17 protein-coding genes and 1 pseudogene are annotated in these 19,121 nt (G+C 70.6%); 8 read left to right on the top strand and 10 right to left on the bottom strand.

Features of this window, described 5'->3' with window-relative positions:
- Positions 1-9 precede the first annotated feature (9 nt).
- From RTL41_RS18855 to RTL41_RS18835, 5 genes and pseudogenes are all read right to left on the bottom strand, one after another.
- Positions 10-1,047 carry an FAD-dependent oxidoreductase gene (locus tag RTL41_RS18855; RefSeq protein ID WP_312166702.1) on the bottom strand — a complete coding sequence of 346 codons (1,038 nt, stop codon included), beginning with the start codon at positions 1,045-1,047 and terminating at the stop codon, positions 10-12.
- Between the two features lie 30 nt (positions 1,048-1,077).
- Positions 1,078-1,854 (bottom strand): ABC-2 family transporter protein, encoded by a 777-nt coding sequence (locus RTL41_RS18850; protein WP_312166701.1) that lies wholly within the window; start codon positions 1,852-1,854, stop codon positions 1,078-1,080.
- A complete protein-coding gene (locus RTL41_RS18845; protein WP_312166700.1) occupies positions 1,854-2,690 on the bottom strand; it encodes an ABC-2 family transporter protein in 837 nt (278 codons plus the stop codon). The genes RTL41_RS18850 and RTL41_RS18845 overlap by 1 nt, the downstream gene beginning before the upstream one ends.
- Positions 2,659-3,516 (bottom strand): annotated as a pseudogene (locus tag RTL41_RS18840) (ATP-binding cassette domain-containing protein); the annotation flags it as partial. The pseudogene RTL41_RS18840 and the gene RTL41_RS18845, both read right to left, overlap by 32 nt.
- A gap of 338 nt (positions 3,517-3,854) precedes the next feature.
- Positions 3,855-4,451 carry a TetR-like C-terminal domain-containing protein gene (locus tag RTL41_RS18835; protein ID WP_312166697.1) on the bottom strand — a complete coding sequence of 199 codons (597 nt, stop codon included), beginning with the start codon at positions 4,449-4,451 and terminating at the stop codon, positions 3,855-3,857.
- A gap of 207 nt (positions 4,452-4,658) precedes the next feature.
- Between RTL41_RS18835 and RTL41_RS18830 the strand changes: the two genes are divergently transcribed.
- Complete coding sequence (locus tag RTL41_RS18830; protein WP_312166695.1) at positions 4,659-6,116, top strand: NAD(P)/FAD-dependent oxidoreductase; 1,458 nt, start codon at positions 4,659-4,661, stop codon at positions 6,114-6,116.
- A 60-nt stretch (positions 6,117-6,176) separates the two neighbouring features.
- Here the strand turns inward: RTL41_RS18830 and RTL41_RS18825 are convergent, their stop codons facing one another.
- Positions 6,177-8,594 carry an ATP-binding protein gene (locus RTL41_RS18825; protein WP_312166693.1) on the bottom strand — a complete coding sequence of 806 codons (2,418 nt, stop codon included), beginning with the start codon at positions 8,592-8,594 and terminating at the stop codon, positions 6,177-6,179.
- Between the two features lie 93 nt (positions 8,595-8,687).
- Complete coding sequence (locus RTL41_RS18820; protein ID WP_312166691.1) at positions 8,688-9,665, bottom strand: LysR family transcriptional regulator; 978 nt, start codon at positions 9,663-9,665, stop codon at positions 8,688-8,690.
- Between the two features lie 105 nt (positions 9,666-9,770).
- Between RTL41_RS18820 and RTL41_RS18815 the strand changes: the two genes are divergently transcribed.
- From RTL41_RS18815 to RTL41_RS18795, 5 genes are all read left to right on the top strand, one after another.
- Positions 9,771-10,328, top strand: a complete 558-nt coding sequence (locus tag RTL41_RS18815; protein ID WP_312166689.1) for a hypothetical protein — start codon at positions 9,771-9,773, stop codon at positions 10,326-10,328.
- On the top strand, positions 10,328-10,960 hold the full coding sequence (locus RTL41_RS18810) for a GNAT family N-acetyltransferase (protein ID WP_312166688.1): 633 nt from the start codon (positions 10,328-10,330) through the stop codon (positions 10,958-10,960). Before RTL41_RS18815 ends, RTL41_RS18810 begins: the two co-directional genes overlap by 1 nt.
- Positions 10,957-11,493 carry an isochorismatase family protein gene (locus RTL41_RS18805; protein ID WP_312166686.1) on the top strand — a complete coding sequence of 179 codons (537 nt, stop codon included), beginning with the start codon at positions 10,957-10,959 and terminating at the stop codon, positions 11,491-11,493. Before RTL41_RS18810 ends, RTL41_RS18805 begins: the two co-directional genes overlap by 4 nt.
- Positions 11,490-11,747, top strand: a complete 258-nt coding sequence (locus tag RTL41_RS18800) for a hypothetical protein (RefSeq protein ID WP_312166684.1) — start codon at positions 11,490-11,492, stop codon at positions 11,745-11,747. The genes RTL41_RS18805 and RTL41_RS18800 overlap by 4 nt, the downstream gene beginning before the upstream one ends.
- A 164-nt stretch (positions 11,748-11,911) precedes the next feature.
- The gene (locus RTL41_RS18795; RefSeq protein ID WP_312166682.1) at positions 11,912-12,325 is read left to right on the top strand and encodes a helix-turn-helix transcriptional regulator; all 414 of its coding nucleotides are present in this window, start codon (positions 11,912-11,914) and stop codon (positions 12,323-12,325) included.
- Between the two features lie 4 nt (positions 12,326-12,329).
- On the opposite strand, the gene RTL41_RS18790 is transcribed toward RTL41_RS18795, so the two are convergent.
- The 3 genes from RTL41_RS18790 to RTL41_RS18780 form a co-directional block, all read right to left on the bottom strand.
- Positions 12,330-13,085, bottom strand: a complete 756-nt coding sequence (locus RTL41_RS18790; RefSeq protein WP_312166680.1) for an RNA methyltransferase — start codon at positions 13,083-13,085, stop codon at positions 12,330-12,332.
- Between the two features lie 56 nt (positions 13,086-13,141).
- Positions 13,142-15,247 (bottom strand): M13 family metallopeptidase, encoded by a 2,106-nt coding sequence (locus RTL41_RS18785; protein WP_312166678.1) that lies wholly within the window; start codon positions 15,245-15,247, stop codon positions 13,142-13,144.
- 116 nt (positions 15,248-15,363) lie between these two features.
- Positions 15,364-16,713, bottom strand: a complete 1,350-nt coding sequence (locus RTL41_RS18780; protein WP_312166676.1) for an FAD-dependent oxidoreductase — start codon at positions 16,711-16,713, stop codon at positions 15,364-15,366.
- A 186-nt stretch (positions 16,714-16,899) separates the two neighbouring features.
- Here RTL41_RS18780 and RTL41_RS18775 point away from each other — a divergent pair, with 186 nt between their 5' ends.
- Together RTL41_RS18775 and RTL41_RS18770 are read left to right on the top strand one after the other, a co-directional pair.
- Positions 16,900-18,156, top strand: a complete 1,257-nt coding sequence (locus RTL41_RS18775; protein ID WP_312166675.1) for a cytochrome P450 — start codon at positions 16,900-16,902, stop codon at positions 18,154-18,156.
- A gap of 154 nt (positions 18,157-18,310) precedes the next feature.
- Positions 18,311-19,120, top strand: a complete 810-nt coding sequence (locus RTL41_RS18770) for a phytanoyl-CoA dioxygenase family protein (RefSeq protein WP_312166673.1) — start codon at positions 18,311-18,313, stop codon at positions 19,118-19,120.
- Position 19,121 lies beyond the last annotated feature (1 nt).

Raw genomic sequence — 19,121 nt, 5'->3', positions numbered from 1 at the left:
GCTCTCTCCCTATTTCGCCGGCGCGTCGAACCTCGCCGGACTCATGGCCTCGGCAAAGGGACCAGCTTCCCCTTCCGTCACGCAAGCCACGATCAGCCGCGCGATCAGCGGCGCCAGCAGCCAGCCGTTGCGCCGCGCCCCCACCGCCAGCAGCACGTCCTGGTGCCGCCCGCGCCCGACCATCGGCAGGCCGTCGGGCGTCGCGCCGCGCACCCCGGTCTCGGCCACGAACGCCGCCCCGGCCAGGTCCGGGAACAGCCGCACGCCCGCGGCCCTCAGCGGCTCCACCTGCGACGGCTCCACCGCCCGGTCGCCCAGCCCCGCCTCCATGGTCGCGCCGAGGGTCAGGCCGCCGGGCGCGCCGGTGACGTAGGCGCCCTGCCCGCGCACCACCACGCCGCGATAGGCCCGCTCGCGGGTGCGCAGGATGTGTCCCTTGATCGGCGACAGCCTGGCCAGTTCCGGCGCCACGACCGCCAGGTCCTGCCCGGCCCCGGTGGCGATCACCAGCCGCTCGCCGCCTTCGAAGCCGGCGGCCGCAGCCTGCCGGAACTCCACGCCCGCCGCGACCGCGGCCCGGCGCAGGGCCGCCAGCGTGCTGGAGGCCTCGATCCGCCAGTCCTCGCGCACCAGCAAGCCGCGCCCCCAGCCCGCCGCCAGCCCCGGCGCCAGCCCGTCCAGGGCCGCGCGCTCCAGCTCGGTCGGATGCAGGCCCAGCCTGCGCAGGCCGCCGTCGACCCGGGCCAGGAACTCCTCGTCGCCCACCGCCACCGCCCCGGAGCGGTCGACAGTGACCCCGATGCGCGCCTCCAGCGCGGGCCAGAGGTTGCGCGCCGCCATCAGCAACGGGAAGTGAGGCGCCGCGCTGGCGTCCAGCACCGCCTCGAAGGCCGGCGCCAGCATGCCCGCCGCCACGCCCGAGGCGTTGTCGCCGTCCGCCCCCGGATCGAACACGGTCACGCGCGCCCCGGCGTCCGCCAGGGCCAGGGCCGTGGTCAGGCCCAGCGCGCCGGCCCCGGCCACGGTGATCTTGGGGCCTTTGCTCATGGGCCTAACGAGCGGGCTTCGCGCTCAAAATCAACCCCCCGGCGACGCCCCGCGCCGATAGCGCGCCAGGCCCAGGCGGAACAGCCCGGCCGCCAGCGCCGCATAGGCCAGGCCCGAGGCGACGACGACGACCAGGGTCCCGAGGCCCGGCTCGCGCAGCATCCGCACCGGCGCCAGCACCACGAAGGCGGCCGGCAGCACGGTGTAGGCGGCGATCTTCACCACGCCCTGGTGGATCGATCCCGGATAGCTGGAGAACAGCAGGGTGAAGTCGGTCAAATCGCGCGCGAAGCTCCGCGCTCCCGCCGCCCAGAACGCCAGGCTCGCGAACGAGATCGCGGCCGAGACGTAGACGCTCATGCCCGCGGCGATGGCGAGGGCCACCAGCGGCAGGTCCTGCAAGGTCACCCCCGCGAACAGCGCCAGCACCGCGACGCCGCAGGCCAGGTCGCCCCAGGCGGTGGCGATGCTCTCGCGCGCCAACAGCCGCGCGATCAGGCCCGTCGGCTGGGTCAGCAGGCCGTCCAGCTCCCCGCGCGCGATGGTCGCGGCCATGTCGCGATAGCCGCCGGCCAGCGCCCCGGCCAGGCCGACGATGCACATGGTCAGGCCAAGCAGCAGCGCCACATCCGCCATCCCCCAGCCGCCGACGCTGCGGAAGCCGGCGAAGAACAGCGCCCACAGGCTCAGGAACACCAGGTCGTTGACGATCATGCCGCCGACCTGCAGCGCGAAATTCCCCTTGTCCGCGAAGGACATGCGCACGGAAGCCGCGGCCTCCGCGGCGTAAAGCGCGACCAGCCGCATCACACCCCTCCCTTGCGCAGCACCTTGGCCAGGCCGGCCCGCCACAGCGCCAGGCACGCCGCGCTCAGCACGCAGATCCACAGCGCCTGCCAGCCCAGCGCCGTCAGGAACAGCCCCGCCGACGGCTCCAGCGTCATGGCGGCGGGCCAGTAGAGGTGCGCGGCGAAGGGCGAGGCCTTGGCGACCTGCTCCATCAACGGCGGATAGAGCGTCACCGGCGCATAGAGCCCGCCCAGCAGGAACATCAGCTTCTGGATCACTAGCTGGAACGGCAGCACCCGCCGCGCCCAGAACGCCATCAGCCCGGCCAGGGCGTAGAGCAGCACCCCGACCACGACGCCCAGCACGCCCAGGACCAGCAGGTAGGGAAACCCTTCCGCCGGCGGCCACGCGCGCCCGGACGCCGCCAGCAGCGCCAGCGCCGTGGCCCCCAGGGCGGTCAGCCGCGCCAGGGCCGCCCCCAGGTTCTGGCTGAGAACCTGGACCAGATACGACTTGGGCCGCAGCAGGTGCGGCTCCAGCCCACCGGAGCGGATGTCGTCCTCCAGCCGCAGATGCGTCGCCGGCAGCGACAGCGTCACCCACTCGGTCGCCCCGATATAGAGCGCGAACCCGCCGGCCGGCAGGGCGTAGGCCAGCGTGCCGGGAAGCTGTTCGGCCGCCACCTTGTCCCACAGCGCCGACAGCACCAGCAGCAGGATCACGAAGAACACGCAGCGCCCGGCCAGGATCGGCCAGGCCGCCAGCGTCTCGCCGAACCCGACGCGCAGCGCCGCCCAGGCCGCGCCGGCGCCGCGGCGCGCCTCAACGCCCGCTGCTGTTGGCGTAGATGTCATGGATCACCTCCTCCATCGGAGGATCTTCGATGGTCACGTCCTCGATGCCGCCCTGGGCCAGGGCCGCGGCGATGACCTGCTCCACGCGCGTCACGCGGGTGTCGACCTCCAGGATCGTCGCATGCGCGGCCGAGGGCCGGCGCACGACGCCGGGCAGCTCCAGGCACACCGCCGCACTGGCCGATTGCAGGGTGACGATCTTGCGTCCCAGGAACCGGCGGCGCAGTTGGTCGGTCGGCTGGTCGACCACGATCCGCCCCTCGCCCACCACGATGACCCGCTCGCAGACCAGTTCGATGTCGCGGGTGTCGTGCGAGGTCAGCGCCACGGTCAGGCCGTGGTCGCGGGCGTGCTCGCGCACGAAGTCGCGGATCGCCGCCTTGGCGGTCACGTCCAGGCCGATGGTCGGCTCGTCCAGGAACAGCAGCTCGGGCCCATGCAACAGGCTCGCCGTGATCTCGCAGCGCATCCGCTGGCCCAGCGACATGCGGTTGACCGGCTGGTCCATCAGCTCGGCCAGGGCGAAGCGCTCGGAAAGCTCGCCCAGCCGCCGGCGGAACACCGCCGCATCCTGGTCGTAGATCCGCGCCAGCAGGGCGAAGGAGTCCCGCGCCGGCAGCTCGCCCCACAACTGCGAGCGCTGCCCGAACACCACGCCGATCCGATAGGCCAGCGCCTTGCGCTCGCGCCAGGGAACCAGGCCCAGCACTTGCGCCTCGCCGGCCGTGGGCTCCAGGATGCCCGACAGCATCTTCAGCGTGGTCGACTTGCCCGCGCCGTTCGGCCCAATGATCGCCACGCGCTCGCCCGGCGCGATGTCGAACGACACCCCGGCCACGGCCTCGATGGTCACCTGATGCGAGGAAAACGCCCCGGCCAGCCCGCGGCCGCGCCTGGCGTAGCTATAGCGCTTGCAGAGGTTCCGGACGGCGATGGCGGGCGCGGTGGACATGGGCGGAACTCGAAGGACGGGACGGCGGGGCAAGGTCTGGGCATGCGAAATACGTCGGGCGCGGGTAAGCGAGCCCTTGGTAATTCGGCATTTTCGAAGCCTTGCCGGCCATCGCGTTCAAATCCGATCCACCGCGAACACGTTCGCGGAACGCGGGTAGGTTTAGGTCGAGCTTGAGCGCAAAGCAACACCGCTCGACCGATGCAGGGCGATCACCGACGCCGGAACAGCGTCTCCAGCCCCTGGATCACGTCCTCCATCAGCGAGGAGCCGGCGGTTCCGCCCTCGGCCAGGGTCAGCGACGCGGCGCCGTGCCCGCAGGCCCACACCGCCAGCGCCACCTTGTGGATCACGTCCGGCTCGACGCCCTGCTGGCTGGGCGACTGGACGATGACGCTCTCCAGCACGGCGAAGGCGCTGTCGCGGGCGCTGGCCACCTCCGGGTCGCTCATCAGGCCGGCGTCGAACATCAGTTCGTAGAGCGCCGGCTGCGAGCGCGCGAAGGCGAAATAGGCCAGGGCCGAGGTGCGGATCGGCGTCGCGTCCGGCGCATGGCTCGCGGCGTCCTTCAGGCTGGCCTCCAGCTCGCGGAAGCCCATGGCCGCCAGCCCCGCCATCAGCGCCGCCTTGGAGGCGTAGTGGTGATAGACCGACCCGGCCGCGATCCCGGCCCGCGCCGCCAGCGCCCGCAGGTTCAGCTCCGAGCGCCCGCCCGCCTCGAGCAGGGCCCGCGCCTCGTCCAGCAACTGGGTGCGCAGGTTGCCGACGTGATAGGGGCGCCGCCGCGCGCCGGAGTCGGTCCAGCTCATCGCGCCGCGCCCGCCGAAGGTCGGGCGTCCGAGATCGAAAGCGCGCTGTCGCGGCGGCCTGGCATGGCGTTCTCCCTTGCGCGCGATGTTCTCAAGCCGCTCGCCGCTTGTCGAGGCCGCCCACGTCCCGCATGCGATAAACTGACCATTGATAACCTACAGGGCCGCCGCTAGCGTCCCGGATACAAGAATTTTCGGGAGTACGGCATGGGCGCGGACGTGAAGGTCGCCATTCTGGGCGCGGGTTTTGCGGGTCTCTGCATGGGACTGAAGCTCAAGGCCCAGGGCGAGACGTCATTCGTCATCCTCGAAAAGGCCGATCGCGTCGGCGGCACCTGGCGGGAGAACACCTATCCCGGCGCCGGCTGCGACATCCCCAGCCACCTCTACTCCTATTCCTTCGCGCCGAACCCCGATTGGCCCGAGGTCTATTCCGCCCAGCCCGACATCCTAGCCTATATCGAGGGGGTGGTGGAGCAGCACGAGCTGTCGCCCCACATCCGCCTGGGCGCCGAGGTGACCGGCGCGGCCTGGGACGAGGCCGCCGGCCGCTGGCGCATCGCCCTGGCCGACGGCTCCAGCGTCACCGCCCAGGCCTTCGTCACCGCCTGGGGCCAGCTCAACCGGCCCAAGCTGCCGCCGATCGAGGGGCGCGAGACCTTCGCCGGCGCCGCCTTCCATTCGGCCCAGTGGGACGCCTCGGTCGACCTGGCCGGCAAGCGCGTGGCGGTGATCGGCAACGGCGCCAGCGCCATCCAGTTCGTGCCCGAGGTCGCCAAGGTCGCCGGCCGGCTGACCCTCTTCCAGCGCTCGCCCAACTGGATCGTGCCGCGCATGAACCGGCCCTACACCGAGGCGGAGAAGGCGCAGTTCCGGGCCCAGCCGGCCGCCATGCAGGCGGTGCGCTCGGAGATCTTCCGCATGGCCGAGGAGCGGCTGATCGCCAAGCGCAACGGGACCGCCCCGGTCGAGGAGGTCCCGATCCCCCTGGCCCATCTCCACGCCCAGGTCGCCGACCCCGAACTGCGCGCCAAGCTGACGCCGGACTACGAGATCGGCTGCAAGCGGGTGCTGATCTCCAACGACTTCTACCCCGCCCTCACCCGCCCGAACGTCGAGTTGGTCACCGACGCCATCGCCCGCATGACCCCGCAGGGCGTCGTGGACGGCCAGGGCCGCCTGCACGAGGCCGACGTGGTGATCTACGCCACCGGCTTCGAGACCAATTCCTTCGTCGGCGAGACCGCCCTGACCGGGCTCGGCGGAGTCAGCCTGGCCCGGGCCTGGAAATCCGGACCGGAGGCCCACCTGGGCGTCACCGTCGCCGGTTTCCCCAATCTTTTCATGCTCTACGGGCCGAACACCAACCTCGGCCACAACTCCATCATCTACATGATCGAGGCCCAGGTCGGCTACGTGCTGCAGGCCCTCGCCCAGGGCCGGCCGCTGAGCGTCAGGCCCGAGGTGATGGCCGCCTACAACGACAGGATCCAGGCCGAGCTCGCCCACACGCCCTGGGCCGGCGCCTGCACCAGTTGGTACAAGACGCCGGAGGGCAAGATCCTCAACAACTGGCCAGGCACGGCCCAGGCCTATGCCGAGGCCCTCGCCCGCTTCGACGCGGAGTCCTACGAGGAGGTCCGCGCCGCCGAGCCGGCCGCATAGGTCAGCCGAACACGAAGTCGGCGGCGCTCAGCGCCGACTTCGGCCAGCGCCAGTCGAACGTCAGGCCGCCCGGGCCGCCTCGGCCTCCTCCAGAACCCGCTGCAACGCGTCGAACAACCGGCCGACCTCGATGGGCTTGGGCACGAAGCCGTCCATCCCCGCGCCCAGGTACTCGGCCACCTGATGGGCCATGGCGTTGGCGGTCAGGGCGATGATCGGCGTGCGCGGCCGCTCCTCCAGCGCCTCCCGGCCGCGGATCAGGGCGCAGGCGCTCGGCCCGTCCATCACCGGCATCTGCACGTCCATCAGGATCACGTCCCACTCGCCCGTCTCCCAGGCGCGCACGGCCTCCAGGCCGTTCTCGACGATGAACGGGTCCACCCCGATCTGATGCAGCAGGGTCTTCAGGACCAGTTGGTTGACGGTGTTGTCCTCGGCCGCGAGGACGCGCAGGCCCGAACAGGCGCTGGCTTCGCGCTGCTGGTCGCCCACGCTCGGCGGCGTCGGCAGCGCCACGCTGGCCCCGACCCAGGCGAGCGGCAGGGTCACGTGGAACGTCGTTCCCTGCCCCGCCTCGCTCCGCGCCTCGATGGTTCCGCCCATCAGCCCGGCCAGTTCGCGGCAGATCGCCAGGCCAAGGCCGGTGCCGCCATAGCGGCGGGTCGTCGAGGCGTCCTCCTGCTCGAACTTCTGGAACAGGGCCGCCAGCCGGTGAGGCGCGATGCCGATCCCGGTGTCGGACACGACCAGGTGCAGGCCGGCCTCGTCACGGTCGACGCAGACCCGGACCTCGCCCTGCTCGGTGAACTTCAGCGCGTTGGAGACCAGGTTGTAGAGGATCTGGCGCACGCGGGTGGAGTCGCCGCGATAGACCCCCAGCGCCGCCGGCTCGATGCCCAGGCCGAAGGACAGCCCCTTCTTGTTGGCGATGGCGGTGAAGGCCGCGTGCGCCCCGCGCGCCAGCGCCGCGACGTCGAAGTCCGCCTCTTCCAGCTCCAGCTTGCCGGCCTCGATCTTCGACAGGTCCAGCACGTCGTTGAGGATCGCCAGCAGGGTCTCGCCCGACTGGCGGATCACCTCCAGCCGCTCGCGCTGGATGTCCGACAGCCCGTTCTCGGCCGCCATCGCCTGGGCCATGCCCAGCACCCCGTTCAGCGGGGTGCGGATCTCGTGGCTCATCGTCGCCAGGAAGGTGGACTTGGCCCGGTTGGCCGCCTCGGCGTCTTCCTTGGCCTGGACCAGGGCGCGCTCGGCCCCCTTGCGGGCGCTGATGTTCTGCAGGGCGCCGATCACCCGCAGCGGGCGGCCCCGCTCGTCGGCGATCAGCCGGGTGGCGCCCATCGTCCAGACCTCGCGGCCGTCGCCGCGCACCACCCGGTACTCGGGGTTGTAGGTCGAACCGTCGCGCACATGGCGGTTCCAGGCCTCCTCGACCATCGGCCGGTCGCGCGGATCGATGGTGCTGAAGATGTCCCGATGCAGTTCCTCATAGGTCTTCGGCTCGGTGAAGAACGTGTCCTCGGCCCCGGTCTTGATCAGCTCGCGGCGCACATAGTCCATCTCGAACACGTGGATGTCGGCGATCTCCATGGCCAGCATCAGCCGCTGTTCGGAACGTTCGGTCGCCTCCAGCGCCGCGATCATGTCGGTGATGTCGTAGCTGGCGACGATCAGCCCGCCCACGCCGCCGTCCGCGGTCTGCCAGGGGGCCAGCTCGGCCCGGAACCAGCGGATCGATCCGTCGTCCTCGACCACCTGGATGCGGTCGGCCTTGATGCTCTCGCCGCACAGCACCCGGTCATAGATCTCCTGCCAGCGCAGGAACATGTGGGGCGCCAGCTCGTAGATCGTCCGCCCGTAGACGATCTTGCCGGCCAGATCGAGGGTGTGGATCCAGCGCGGGCTGGCGCCGATCACGCGCATCTCGCGGTCGGTCAGCACCAGGGCCACGGGCATGGCCTCGATGATCGCCGCCAGGGTCGACTGCATGGCGTCGCGTTCGCGCTCGCTCTGTTCGCGGGCCTTGCCGGCCTGCGCCCGATCCCATTCGTCGGCGACGAACTGCGCCAGGTCGGCCAGCCGGCAGGCCAGTTGCCCTTCGAAGGCCCTCGGCGCGTCGCTGAAGACCGCCAGCACGCCCGGCGTCGTGCCGTCCGCCAGCCGGATCGGCGCCCCGACATAGGAGCGCAGGTAAGGCGGACCGACCACCGCGGGGCTGTCGGCGAACCGCGGGTCGGCTTGGGCGTCCTCGACCCACAGCAGCTCGCCGCTATCCTGGACCAGCTCGGCGGCGCGGTCGCGCTGGCGGATGATGCGGCTCTCGGGATCGCGGCTGCGCCACACCTCCCCGTCCTTCAGGAAGATGATCTGAGCTTCGAGCGCGGAAAACATGGTCTTGGCGAGCCGCGTGGCGCGGTCGCAGACAGCCTGGGAGATGTCCAGGCCAAACGGGCGCGTTTCGGCCGTGCCGTCCGCCATGCTGATCCCCCCTGATTCTTATTGATATCAGCGGGATGAAGGTGAGCGACTAAGGTTAAGGCTCGATTGAAGCGGTTGTGGCGCGCAGGGCGCTCAACCCCGCGCCGTGGCCGCCGGCCAGGCCCAGTCGCCGAACTCGCGCGGATGGATGAACTCGGGCCGGAACCAGGGCCGCTCGCGGGCGTCGAAGATCGAGGCCAGCCATTCGGCCACCTTGGCCACCCGTCCGGCCTTGGCCGCCTCGCGATGATGGCACAGCCACACCGTCGAACTGGCCAGCGGCGGGATGTCCAGCATCACCAGGTCGGGGGCCACGGCCACGATCGCCGTCGGGATCGCCCCGATGCCGGCGCCGCGCTGGATGGCGTGCAGCATCACCGTCGAGGAGTTCACCACCATCGCCGGGGCCGCCAGCTCGATGAACGCCGAGGTTTTCGCGCCCCATCGCCCGCGTTTGCTGACCTGGGCCGAGTGATAGACGAACCGATGGCCCACCGCCGCCTCGATCCGCGTGGGGGCCCCATACGTTTCCACGTAGTCGCGCGAGGCGAACAGCGCGTAATGCAGCGTCGCCAGCGGCGTGGCGGTCAATTCCGGGACCCCGCTGGCGTCCATAAGCTGGATCGAGAGGTCCACCTGGCTGTCGACAGGGTTCTCCGGATAGAATCCGCAGTCCAGGCCAAGCTTGATGCCGGGGTTCTCGCGGACGAAATCGGCGACCTCCAGCCCCAGCACGTAGCCGCCCAGCCCCTCGGGCATGGCGACCGTCACCTCGCCGGCGTCGGGGGTCTCGTGATCCAGGCTCAGGCGCTCGATATCCAGCGACGCTCGCTGCATGGTCAACGCCCGGTCGTAAACCATCTCGCCGGCCCGGGTCAGGGAAACCCCGCGCAGGCCTCGGTCGAACAGCTTCGCCCCGAGGCGGACTTCCAGGTCTTCGATGCGGCGTGTGACCGTGGGTTGAGTGGTGCGCAGGCGGCGCGCCGCGGCGCCGAAACTGCCAGTCTGGGCGGCCGCTACAAAGGTCTTGATGTCGTCCCAGTCGGCGTGACCGCCGTCGCCATTGTCCATCCGGCACCCAAAAGGCCGTGGCGCCCCCATACGAACTTCGAGGCTGCACACTCGAACATTGACGCTCTACCAAATCACATCTTCGCACAAGAAGGCGATGTGACGATGATCATTCGCGATTTCGCAGAACGCTGTCATCGAGGACTGGGCGAACTTGGCCTGACGCTCGCGACCCATGACGAGATCATCGAGGGCCGCGCCCTCGCCGCACGCACGGTCAGTCCCAACATCGCCACGGTGGAAACCCTGGCCCGGCTTCAGGATCTGACCCGGTCGTCCTCGTTCACCTTCCGCGGCGTCGATGGACGGCTCGCCGGGGTCATGGCGATCATCCCGCTGACCGCCGCGGCCCTGCCCGACCTGGCCGCCGGGATCTTCGACGGCGTCAACCCGCCGCAGGACCAGGCCGCCCGCCCGGGCGAGACCGTGGTGGCGATCTACGGCTGGGGCATGGCCGGAACCACCCTGCGCGGCCGCGCCACGGTGATGGCCGGGGCGGTCAGGCTGCACCGCGAGCTGTTCCCGACCATTCCGCTCTATGGCCGCGCGGCGACGCCCGGCGGCGAGCGCACCCTGCTCAAGCGCATCGGCGCGCATCCGGTCCCCGGCCCCGGCGGCCTGGTGGTCGCCGACGCCTGGGCCGGCGCCAGGAAGGCCGCCTGATGAACGCCAATGTCCGCCTGCCGCTGGAGGCCCGCGCCGTCGCCGACGTCGACGAGGGCGAGCTCGAGATCGCCGTCTGCCGCACCCTGCCCGACATCATGCAGGCCATGGCCGTCCGCTCCCTGGTCTATATGGGCGAGCAGGCCTGCCCCTACGACGAGGAATACGACGGCAACGACTTCGCCGGCACGACCCACCTGGTCCTGCGCCGCGACGGCGAGCCGATCGGCACGCTGCGGATCCGCTGGTTCGCCGACTTCGCCAAGGTCGAGCGTGTCGCCGTGCGGCGCGAATACCGCGGCGGCCGCGCCACCCTCATGCTGATCCTCGCCGCCAAGCGCCTGGCCGAGAAGAAGAACTACCGCCAGATCCTCGGCTACGGCCAGGTCCGGCTGATCCCCTTCTGGGAGCAGTATTTCAACGCCCGCATCCGTCCCGGCCGCGAGGGCTTCGTCTTCTCCGACCACGACTATGTCGAGATGGTCGTCGAGGGCGCGCCGCCGCCCGACGCCCTGACCCTCGAGAGCGACCCGATGGTGCTGCTGCGTCCCGAGGGCGCCTGGGACGAGGCCGGGATCCTCGACCGCTCCGCCGCCCGCGCCGCCACCAACCAGGGCGCCCAGTCGCGATGAGATCTCCGCCGCCCGCGGCCCTGGTGTGCCTGGACCTTCAGCGCGCCCGCCTGCTGGGTTCGCCCCCTGGTCTGGGCCGGGTCACCGCGACCTGCCGGCGCGTACTGGACCAGGCCCGCGCCCGCGGCTGGCCGGTGCTGCACGTCCATCGGCGCGAAGCCACGCCCGAAGGCGCACGCCCGATCCCGGGCCTGGAGCCGCTGCCCAGCGAGCCGGTCTTTCTGCGCCCCGGCCCCTCGGCCTTCTCGCACCCGGCGTTCGCCCGCCAGGCCATGGGCCTGGGCGGCCCCTTGGCCCTGGTCGGCTTTTCGCTGGCCGACAGCGTGCTGGCCACCGCCTTCGCCGCCGCCGACCGCAAGCTGCCGGTGGAGGTGCTGGCCGACGCCGTCGCCGCCGACGCCCGCGACGACCGTGCGCTGCGGCAGGCGCTCGGCGTCCCGCTGGCGGCCCTGTCGCCCCTTTGCCGGCTCATCTCGGCCGACGACCTGCTTCGAGAGGAGGCTGCGGCTTTCGCCGCGGCCAATGCGCCATGAGCGACATCAAGATCACCGCGGCGTGTCACGACGCCCGCAACTTCCTGCGCGCCCTCGACGACCAGGCCCAGATGGCCCCCGACACGCGCGAACTGCTGCAGATGGCCGCCCTGCTCGGGCCGCGCGATCGCGTGGCCCTCAGCCACATCATCAGGCGGGCCGGCGAGATCTGCGACCAGGAGGGCGAGGAGGTCGCCCTGGCCGTGCTCGACCAGATCGAGGCGATCCTGCAGGGCCGCAGGGCCGACGCCTGAGCGCCCCCGAGGCCAGTTGACGGCCGCTGGACTCTCGCCATAAGCGAGCATTAACTTTCTGTTGCAGTGCAACGTCGCTTTCACGATATAGGTGTGGCCGTGCAGGTTACGCCTATGTGAGATTGTCGGCCTGCGCTTTGGTACGTGATCAGGGACGTTTTTCAGTGAACGAGAACTCCGAGGACCAAGGACCGGACCCCATCGACGTCGCGGTCGGTCACCGCATTCGAGTGCGTCGCAAGTGGCTCGGCATTTCCCAATCGACTTTGGCCGACCACCTGGGCGTGAGCTTCCAGCAGGTGCAGAAGTATGAGCGCGGCGCCAACCGCGTCTCGGCCTCCATGCTCGTGCGCATCGCCCAGAAGCTCGACACCACCGTCGGCGAACTGGTCGGCGAGACCCCCACTCCGATGAGCGACGAGAGCCTGTTCGAGAAGCTCGCCGTGCCCGGCGCCGTGCAACTGCTCGAGGCCTTCGCCAGCGTCCAGCAGCCGTCGATGCGCACCGCGATCCTGAACCTGACCCGCTCCCTGATCGAGGAATCGGAAGAGACCGTCAGCGTCCGGCGCGCCCGTTGAGGCCCTAGCTTTCGCGCCTCGCCGCAAAGGCGAGGTGGTGGAGCACGACCCCGGCGGTCACCGCCACGTTGAGCGAGTCGAAGCCGTCCGCCATCGGGATGCGGACGGTCTTTGCGCGGTCCAGCAGCGCCTTCGACAGGCCCGGACCCTCGGCCCCCAGCACCACCGCCGCCCGCTTGGCCCGCGGCGTCTCGGCCAGGATCGCCGCCCCGCTGGGGCTCAGCGCCAGCGGCTCGAAGCCCTGGCCCTCCAGCAACTGCAACAGGTCCTGCTCGGGGCCCAGCCGCGCGAACGGCTTGAGCAGCGCCGCCCCCACCGAGACCCGGATCGCCTTGCGGTACAGCGGATCGCAGCAGGCGCGATCCAGGATCACCGCATCGACGCCGAACGCCGCGGCGTTGCGGAACAGGCCGCCCATGTTGTCGTGGTTGGCGATGCCGCTCAGCACCAGCACCAGCGCCTCGTCGGCCAGGCCGGCCAGCAGGTCCTCCGGCGCCGGCTCGGCCGTCCGCCGGCCCAGGGCCAGGATTCCCCGGTGGATCGGAAACCCCACCACCGCGTCCATCACCGCCTGGCTGGCGGCGTAGACCGGCGTCTCGCCCGGCAGCGCCGCGATCACGTCGCCCAGCGCCGCGACGCGCTTCTGGGCCAGCAGCAGCGACTGCGGCCGCGCCAGCGGCGAGCGGGCCAGCACCCGCACCACCACTTCGCCCTCGGCCACGAACAGCCCCTGGCGGCCGACGAGGTCGCGTTCCCGCACGTCGCGATAGGCGGCGATGCGCGGGTCGGCGGGGTCCTCGATGAGGATGACTTCGGCTACCAGATCTTCACCCGCTGTTCGGGGGCTAGGTACAGCCCCTGGCCCGGCTTGACGTCGAAGGCCGAGTACCACGGATCGAGGTTGCGCACGGTCTGGGCGCGATATTCGCCCGGCGAGTGCACGCCCGACAGCACGTTGCGCCGCAGCGAGGCCTCGCGGAACTTGCTGCGGTAGTTCTGCGCCCAGCCGAAATAGAACCGCTGGTCGGCGGTGAACCCGTCGATCACCGGCGCCGCCTGGCCCTTCAGCGACAGGTGATAGGCGTCGTAGGCGCTGGCCAGCCCCGCCAGGTCGGCGATGTTCTCGCCCAGCACCTGGGCGCCGTTCAGGTGCAGGCCCGGCAGCGGCTCATAGGCGCTGTACTGCGCCGCCAGCGCCTGGCCGCGGGCCTCGAACTGGGCCATGTCGGCCGGGCTCCACCAGTTCTTCAGGTCGCCCTTCACGTCGAACAGCGCCCCGGTGTCGTCGAAGCCGTGCACGATCTCGTGCCCGATCACCCCGCCGATGGCCCCGTAGTTCACTGCCGCGTCGGCGTTGGGATCGAAGAAGGTCGGCTCCAGGATCGCCGCCGGGAACACGATCATGTTCTGCATCGGCAGGTTCAGGGCGTTGACCGTCTGCGGCGTCATCCACCACTCGTCGTGATCGACCGGCCCCTGCAGCTTGGCCAGGTTGCGGCGATAGTCGAACAGCTCGGCGCGCCGCCAGTTGCCGTAGGCGTCGCCGCGCACGATCTCCAGCCCCGAATAGTCGCGCCACTTGTCCGGATAGCCGACGCCGACGCGGAAGACGGCCAGTTTCTCCTTGGCCTTGGCCTTGGTCTCGGCGGTCATCCAGTCCAGCCGGTCGATGCGCGCGTCGAAGGCGGCCAGGATGTTCTTCACCATCTCCTGCATCTGCGCCTTGGCCTGGGGGGTGAAGTGGCGCTCGACATAGATCTGGCCGACCGCCTCGCCCAGCGCGGTGTTGGTGTTGTCCACCCCGCGCTTCCAGCGGTCGCGCTGCTGGGGGGTCCCGGCCAGCGCCGTGCCGTTGAACGCGAAGTGCTCGTCGGCGAAGGCCTTGGAGAGGTAGGGCGCGCCGCGCTCGATGGCGTGGAACGCCAGATAGTCCTTCCAGGTGTCGATCGGCTGGCCGCCCACCAGCTTGGCGATCCCGGCGATGGCGCTGGGCTGCCAGGCGCCGAAGGTCGGCTGCCCGCTCAGCCCGGCCCCGTCCAGCCAGGCGGTCCAGTCGATGCCTGGCGCCTTGCGGGCCAGGTCGGCCCGGCTCCAGACGTTGTTGGCCTTGGCCACGTCGCCGGTCTCGTCCACGCTCCAGTGCGTCTTGGCGATGGCGGTCTCCAGCGCCAGGATCTTCGCCGCCCGCGCCTCGCCGTTCGCGTATCCGGCCAGGGCGAACATCGCGGCGATGTGGGCCTTGTACTTGCCGCGTAACTCCTGGAACCGCGCGCTGTCGTCCAGGTAATAGGCCCGATCCGGCAGCCCCAGCCCGCCCTGCATCAGGTAGGGCCGGTACCTGGACGTGTCGTTCATGTCCTCGGCGACCCACAGTCCGAACAGGCGGTCGGTCGTGTAGTCGGTCATGTTCAGGGCGTCGACGTCGGCCCGCAGCGTCGCGCCCAGCTCGCGCGACAGGTCGGCCCGGGTCCGGATCGCGCCGATCCGGTCCAGTTCCGGCTTCAGCGGCGCGGCGCCCGCCGCCTCGATCGCCGCCTCGTCCATGAAGCTGGCGTAGAAGTCGCCGATCTTGCGGGCGTTGGAGCCCTCCGCGGCACGCCCTTCGGCGGCCTCCTCCAGGATCGCCCGCGTGCGCTCGGTCGCCAGGTCGTTCAGCACCGCGAAGGTGTTGTAGCTGCCGCGGTCGGCGGGGATCTCGGTGGCCTTCATCCACCCGCCGTTGGCGTAGGCGTAGAAGTCGTCGCCCGGCGCGACGGCGGTGTCCATGCCCGCCACGTCGAAGCCGAATGCGCCGTACTGCGGCTTGGGCCTGGGCGCCTCGGCGACCGGCGCCTCCACGGCCGGCGGCGGCGCGGTCGTCGCGCAGGCCGACAGCAGGATCGGCGCGCACGCGCCCAGCAACAGGGTTTTCCAGGTGGTCATCGAGCGCTCCCATGCGCGGCGCCTCCCCGGCGCCGCCAGCCTTTGGAGCCTTCATACACCGGCCGCGCGCCGCGGAACCGGCCCGAGCATTAAACTTACGTCATCCGTTACGGCTGTTACGCCGCATGGGCCCGCCGCACGCTGCTCAGGATCGCCTGCGCCGCGCCCGCCGCCTGGCTGCGGATGTCCGGCACCGAGGTGATCTCCCAGAACGCCCCGCGGGTCAGCGGCCCCACCGCGAACAGCCCCGGCTCGGGCCGCCCGCCCGCCCCGATCAGCCGCGAGCCGATGTCCACGTCCGCCCCCAGCCGGCACGGATCGGGCCGGATATGTCCCCGCGCCAGCAGCCGTTGCAGCAGCGGCTCGGTCGCCCGCTCCAGGTCGCCCAGCAGGCCCGCGCAGTTGACCACCGCCGAGACGCCCAGCCGGCGGGTCATCCCGCTCCCGCGCGGACGCCAGGCGACCTCGACATTGTCGCGCGTCAGGGTCAGGCCGGTGACCTCCCCGGCCCGCACGACCAGTTCGCGCCCGCGCATCATCAGCCCGATCCGGCGCGCCACGCTGGGCGCCAGGCGGTGGCGGTGCACGTCCCACCAGGGCCGCAGGTGGCGCAGGAAGGACTGCCGCTGGGCCTGGCTCCAGCCCAGCCAGATGGACTGCACGTGCGGGCGCAGGGAATCGATCGCCTCGCGCCACTGGCCGTCCGCCGAGGCCGCCCGCACCGCCGCCAGCACCTGGCGCGGCGAGCCCTCGGGCGCGACCTCCAGGCCATGTTCGGAGGTCGGCGCGTGCTGGCGCGGTGTCAGGCCCCGGCGCGAGATCGCCCAGAACCGGCGCCCCGGCCGCCACAGGCTGACGGCGGCGTCGATCATGGTCAGCCCGGTGCCCAGCAGCAGGACGTCGGCCGCCTCCTCGTCCAGCTTCGCCTTCGGGTCCCAGGGATCGCCGATGTAGCGCGGCGAGGCCAGCAGCGCCTCGCTCGCCGCCGCCGGGGGCGCCGGCCGCAGCACGCCCAGCGCCAGCACCACCGCCGCCGCCTCGATCTCCCGGCCCAGCGCCAGCCGCACGCGCCAGCCCTCGCCCGAGCGCTGCACGTCGACCGCCTCGTCCTGCTCCAGCAGCAGCCGGCCCGCCGCCGTGGTCTCCAGCGCCTCGCGCAGCAGGTCCTGCAGGTAGTCGCCATAGACCCCGCGCGTGACGAAGCCGCCGTGCGAGCTCCAGCCTTCGTGCCCCGCCAGCCAGCGGGTGAAGTGTTCGGGATCGTCCGGATAGGCGCTCATATTGGCCACGCGGACGTTCAGCAGATGGTCGGGATTGCCGGTGGAATACGCCGCGCCGCGCCCGAAGGCCTTGGCGCGCTCGATCAGCCGCACGGTGGGGCCGTCCGGATCGGCGGCCAGGTGCAGGGCCGTCAGCAGCCCTGAGAACCCTGCCCCGATCACCGCAACTGTCGGCCGCTGACCCATCGAATTGAACTCCAAACGCGTATGCAGGATAAATTCCTATCATTTTTGTGGAGTTTAAAAACGACAGAAAAACTGCATTCGAACGCAGATCGGATGAGACGGCTGTGGAAACTCGGGTTAAAACTTGACGCCTGCGTCATCTTTGGCTTGAGAACCTCGGACGCATCGGACTTGGAGGAGGAACTGATGAGCGACGGCAATATCGATCTGAGCAAGGACGCCCGGGCGCTGGCCTATTCGACGCCGCTCGACCAGATCAATCCGGCCCAGCCGGCCCTCTTCCAGTCGAACGAGATGTGGTGGAACTTCGAGCGCCTGCGCAAGGAGGCCCCGGTCCACTACACGGCCGACAGCGAGTACGGCCCGTACTGGTCGATCACCAAGTACAACGACATCATGGCGGTCGATACGAACCACCAGGTGTTCTCCTCCGAGCCGGGCATCACCATCGCCGACCAGAACGGCGACGAGGGTCCGCTGCCGATGTTCATCGCCATGGACCCGCCCAAGCATGACATCCAGCGCAAGACCGTCAGCCCGGCCGTCTCGCCCACCAATCTCCAGATCCTCGGCCCGCTGATCCGCGAACGCGCCGCCGCGATCCTCGACAGCCTGCCGATCGGCGAGGAGTTCGACTGGGTCGACAAGGTGTCGATGGAACTGACGGCCATGACCCTGGCCACCCTGTTCGGCATCGATCAGGCCGACCGCCGCAAGCTGACCTACTGGTCGGACGTGGTCACCGCCGTTCCCGGCCACGGGCTGATCGACACCCTCGAGCAGAAGATGCAGATCTTCCTCGAGTACCACGCCTACTTCACCGAGCGCTGGAACGAGCGGGTCAACGCCGAGCCGACCGGCGACCTGATCTCCATGCTGGCCCACGGCAAGGACACGCGGGACATGTCGCCGCGCGAGTACTTCGGCAACGTCGTGCTGCTGACCGTCGGCGGCAACGACACCACCCGCAACACCATCTCCGGCTCGATCCTGGCCCTGAACCAGAACCCCGACCAGTACCGGAAGCTGCGCGAGAACCCCTCGCTGATCCCCTCGATGGTGTCGGAGACCATCCGCTGGCAGACCCCGCTGGCTCACATGCGCCGCCGCGCGACCCAGGACTTCGAGTTCCAGGGCAAGCAGATCCGCGAAGGCGACAAGGTGGTCATGTGGTACGTCTCGGGCAACCGCGACGAGGAAGTCATCGAGCGTCCGAACGACTACATCATCGACCGCGAACGGCCCCGGAACCACATGTCCTTCGGCTTCGGCATCCACCGCTGCGTGGGCAACCGCCTGGCCGAGCTGCAGCTCCAGATCATCTGGGAAGAGATCATGAAGCGTTTCCCCGACATCCAGTTGGTCGAGGAGCCCAAGCGCGTCTACTCGACCTTCGTGAAGGGCTACGAGTCGATGAAGGTGGTCATCCCCAAGCGCGCCTGACCGCCTTCCTCGCACGACGAACACGAGAGCCCGGGCCCCGCGCCCGGGCTCTTTTCGCATGCGCCCGCCCCGCTCCGGCCTTCGCAGGAAGGAGGCGCCATCCGACCGGCGCTGCCATAGTATCCAGCGACACCGCGGCACGAGGAGGCACGCCATGCCGTTCGACATCGAGGCCCACGTCCGGCGCCTGGCCCAGGACGGCTACACCGTCATCGAGGACTTCGCCGACGCCGGCGCCCTGGCCGCCGCCCGCGAGGCCCTGGCCCCTCACCTCGGCTCGCACCACGGCCGCAACGCCTTCGAGGGTTTCGCCACCGAGCGCGTCTACACCCTGGTCGCGCGCGGCAAGGTGTTCGAGGACCTGACCGCCGAACCGCGGCTGCTCGCCCTGCTCGACCGCTTCCTCCAGCCCGGCTATCTGCTGACCGCCAGCCAGGCGATCTGCATCCATCCCGGCGAGGCCGCCCAGGCGGTCCATTTCGACGACGGCTTCTATCGCCAGCCGCGCCCCCGCCCCGCCATCAGCCTCTCGCTGATCGGCGCCATCGACGCCTTCACCGCCACCAACGGCGCCACCGACATCATTCCCGGCAGCCATCTCTGGAGCGACGCCGACATCGCCGCCCTCTCGCCGGACAAGGCGCGCTCCATGCTCCAGCCCGTGATCATGCCGGCCGGCGGCGCCATCGTCTTCCAGGGCACGCTGCTGCACCGCGGCGGCGCCAATCGCAGCGACGCCCCGCGCCTGGCCTTCACCAACCAGTATTGCGAGCCCTGGGGCCGCACGCAGGAGAACTTCTATCTCGGCGTCCCGCGCGAGCGGGTGAAGGCGATGTCGCCCCGTCTGCAGGACCTGCTCGGCTACAACATCTGGCCGCCGTTCATGGGCCAGGTCACCGGCTCCCACCCGCTCAAGAGCCTGGACGACGGCTGGGTCCCGCCGGTGGAGCGGCAGGCCAACTGAT

This window comes from Phenylobacterium sp. (assembly GCF_031984885.1).
GTDB lineage: Bacteria > Pseudomonadota > Alphaproteobacteria > Caulobacterales > Caulobacteraceae > Phenylobacterium.
Note: the sequence above shows the minus strand (reverse complement) of the source record. Positions and strands in the feature narration are given on the sequence as shown.

Coding starts and splice junctions, on each gene's coding strand:
- RTL41_RS18855 (WP_312166702.1), bottom strand. CDS start 1,047: ATGAGCAAAGGCCCCAAGATCACCGTGGCCGGGGCCGGCGCGCTGGGC.
- RTL41_RS18800 (WP_312166684.1), top strand. CDS start 11,490: ATGAGCGACATCAAGATCACCGCGGCGTGTCACGACGCCCGCAACTTC.
- RTL41_RS18845 (WP_312166700.1), bottom strand. CDS start 2,690: ATGACATCTACGCCAACAGCAGCGGGCGTTGAGGCGCGCCGCGGCGCC.
- RTL41_RS18805 (WP_312166686.1), top strand. CDS start 10,957: ATGAGATCTCCGCCGCCCGCGGCCCTGGTGTGCCTGGACCTTCAGCGC.
- RTL41_RS18830 (WP_312166695.1), top strand. CDS start 4,659: ATGGGCGCGGACGTGAAGGTCGCCATTCTGGGCGCGGGTTTTGCGGGT.
- RTL41_RS18810 (WP_312166688.1), top strand. CDS start 10,328: ATGAACGCCAATGTCCGCCTGCCGCTGGAGGCCCGCGCCGTCGCCGAC.
- RTL41_RS18775 (WP_312166675.1), top strand. CDS start 16,900: ATGAGCGACGGCAATATCGATCTGAGCAAGGACGCCCGGGCGCTGGCC.
- RTL41_RS18850 (WP_312166701.1), bottom strand. CDS start 1,854: ATGCGGCTGGTCGCGCTTTACGCCGCGGAGGCCGCGGCTTCCGTGCGC.
- RTL41_RS18815 (WP_312166689.1), top strand. CDS start 9,771: ATGATCATTCGCGATTTCGCAGAACGCTGTCATCGAGGACTGGGCGAA.
- RTL41_RS18770 (WP_312166673.1), top strand. CDS start 18,311: ATGCCGTTCGACATCGAGGCCCACGTCCGGCGCCTGGCCCAGGACGGC.
- RTL41_RS18835 (WP_312166697.1), bottom strand. CDS start 4,451: ATGAGCTGGACCGACTCCGGCGCGCGGCGGCGCCCCTATCACGTCGGC.
- RTL41_RS18785 (WP_312166678.1), bottom strand. CDS start 15,247: ATGACCACCTGGAAAACCCTGTTGCTGGGCGCGTGCGCGCCGATCCTG.
- RTL41_RS18780 (WP_312166676.1), bottom strand. CDS start 16,713: ATGGGTCAGCGGCCGACAGTTGCGGTGATCGGGGCAGGGTTCTCAGGG.
- RTL41_RS18825 (WP_312166693.1), bottom strand. CDS start 8,594: ATGGCGGACGGCACGGCCGAAACGCGCCCGTTTGGCCTGGACATCTCC.
- RTL41_RS18820 (WP_312166691.1), bottom strand. CDS start 9,665: ATGGACAATGGCGACGGCGGTCACGCCGACTGGGACGACATCAAGACC.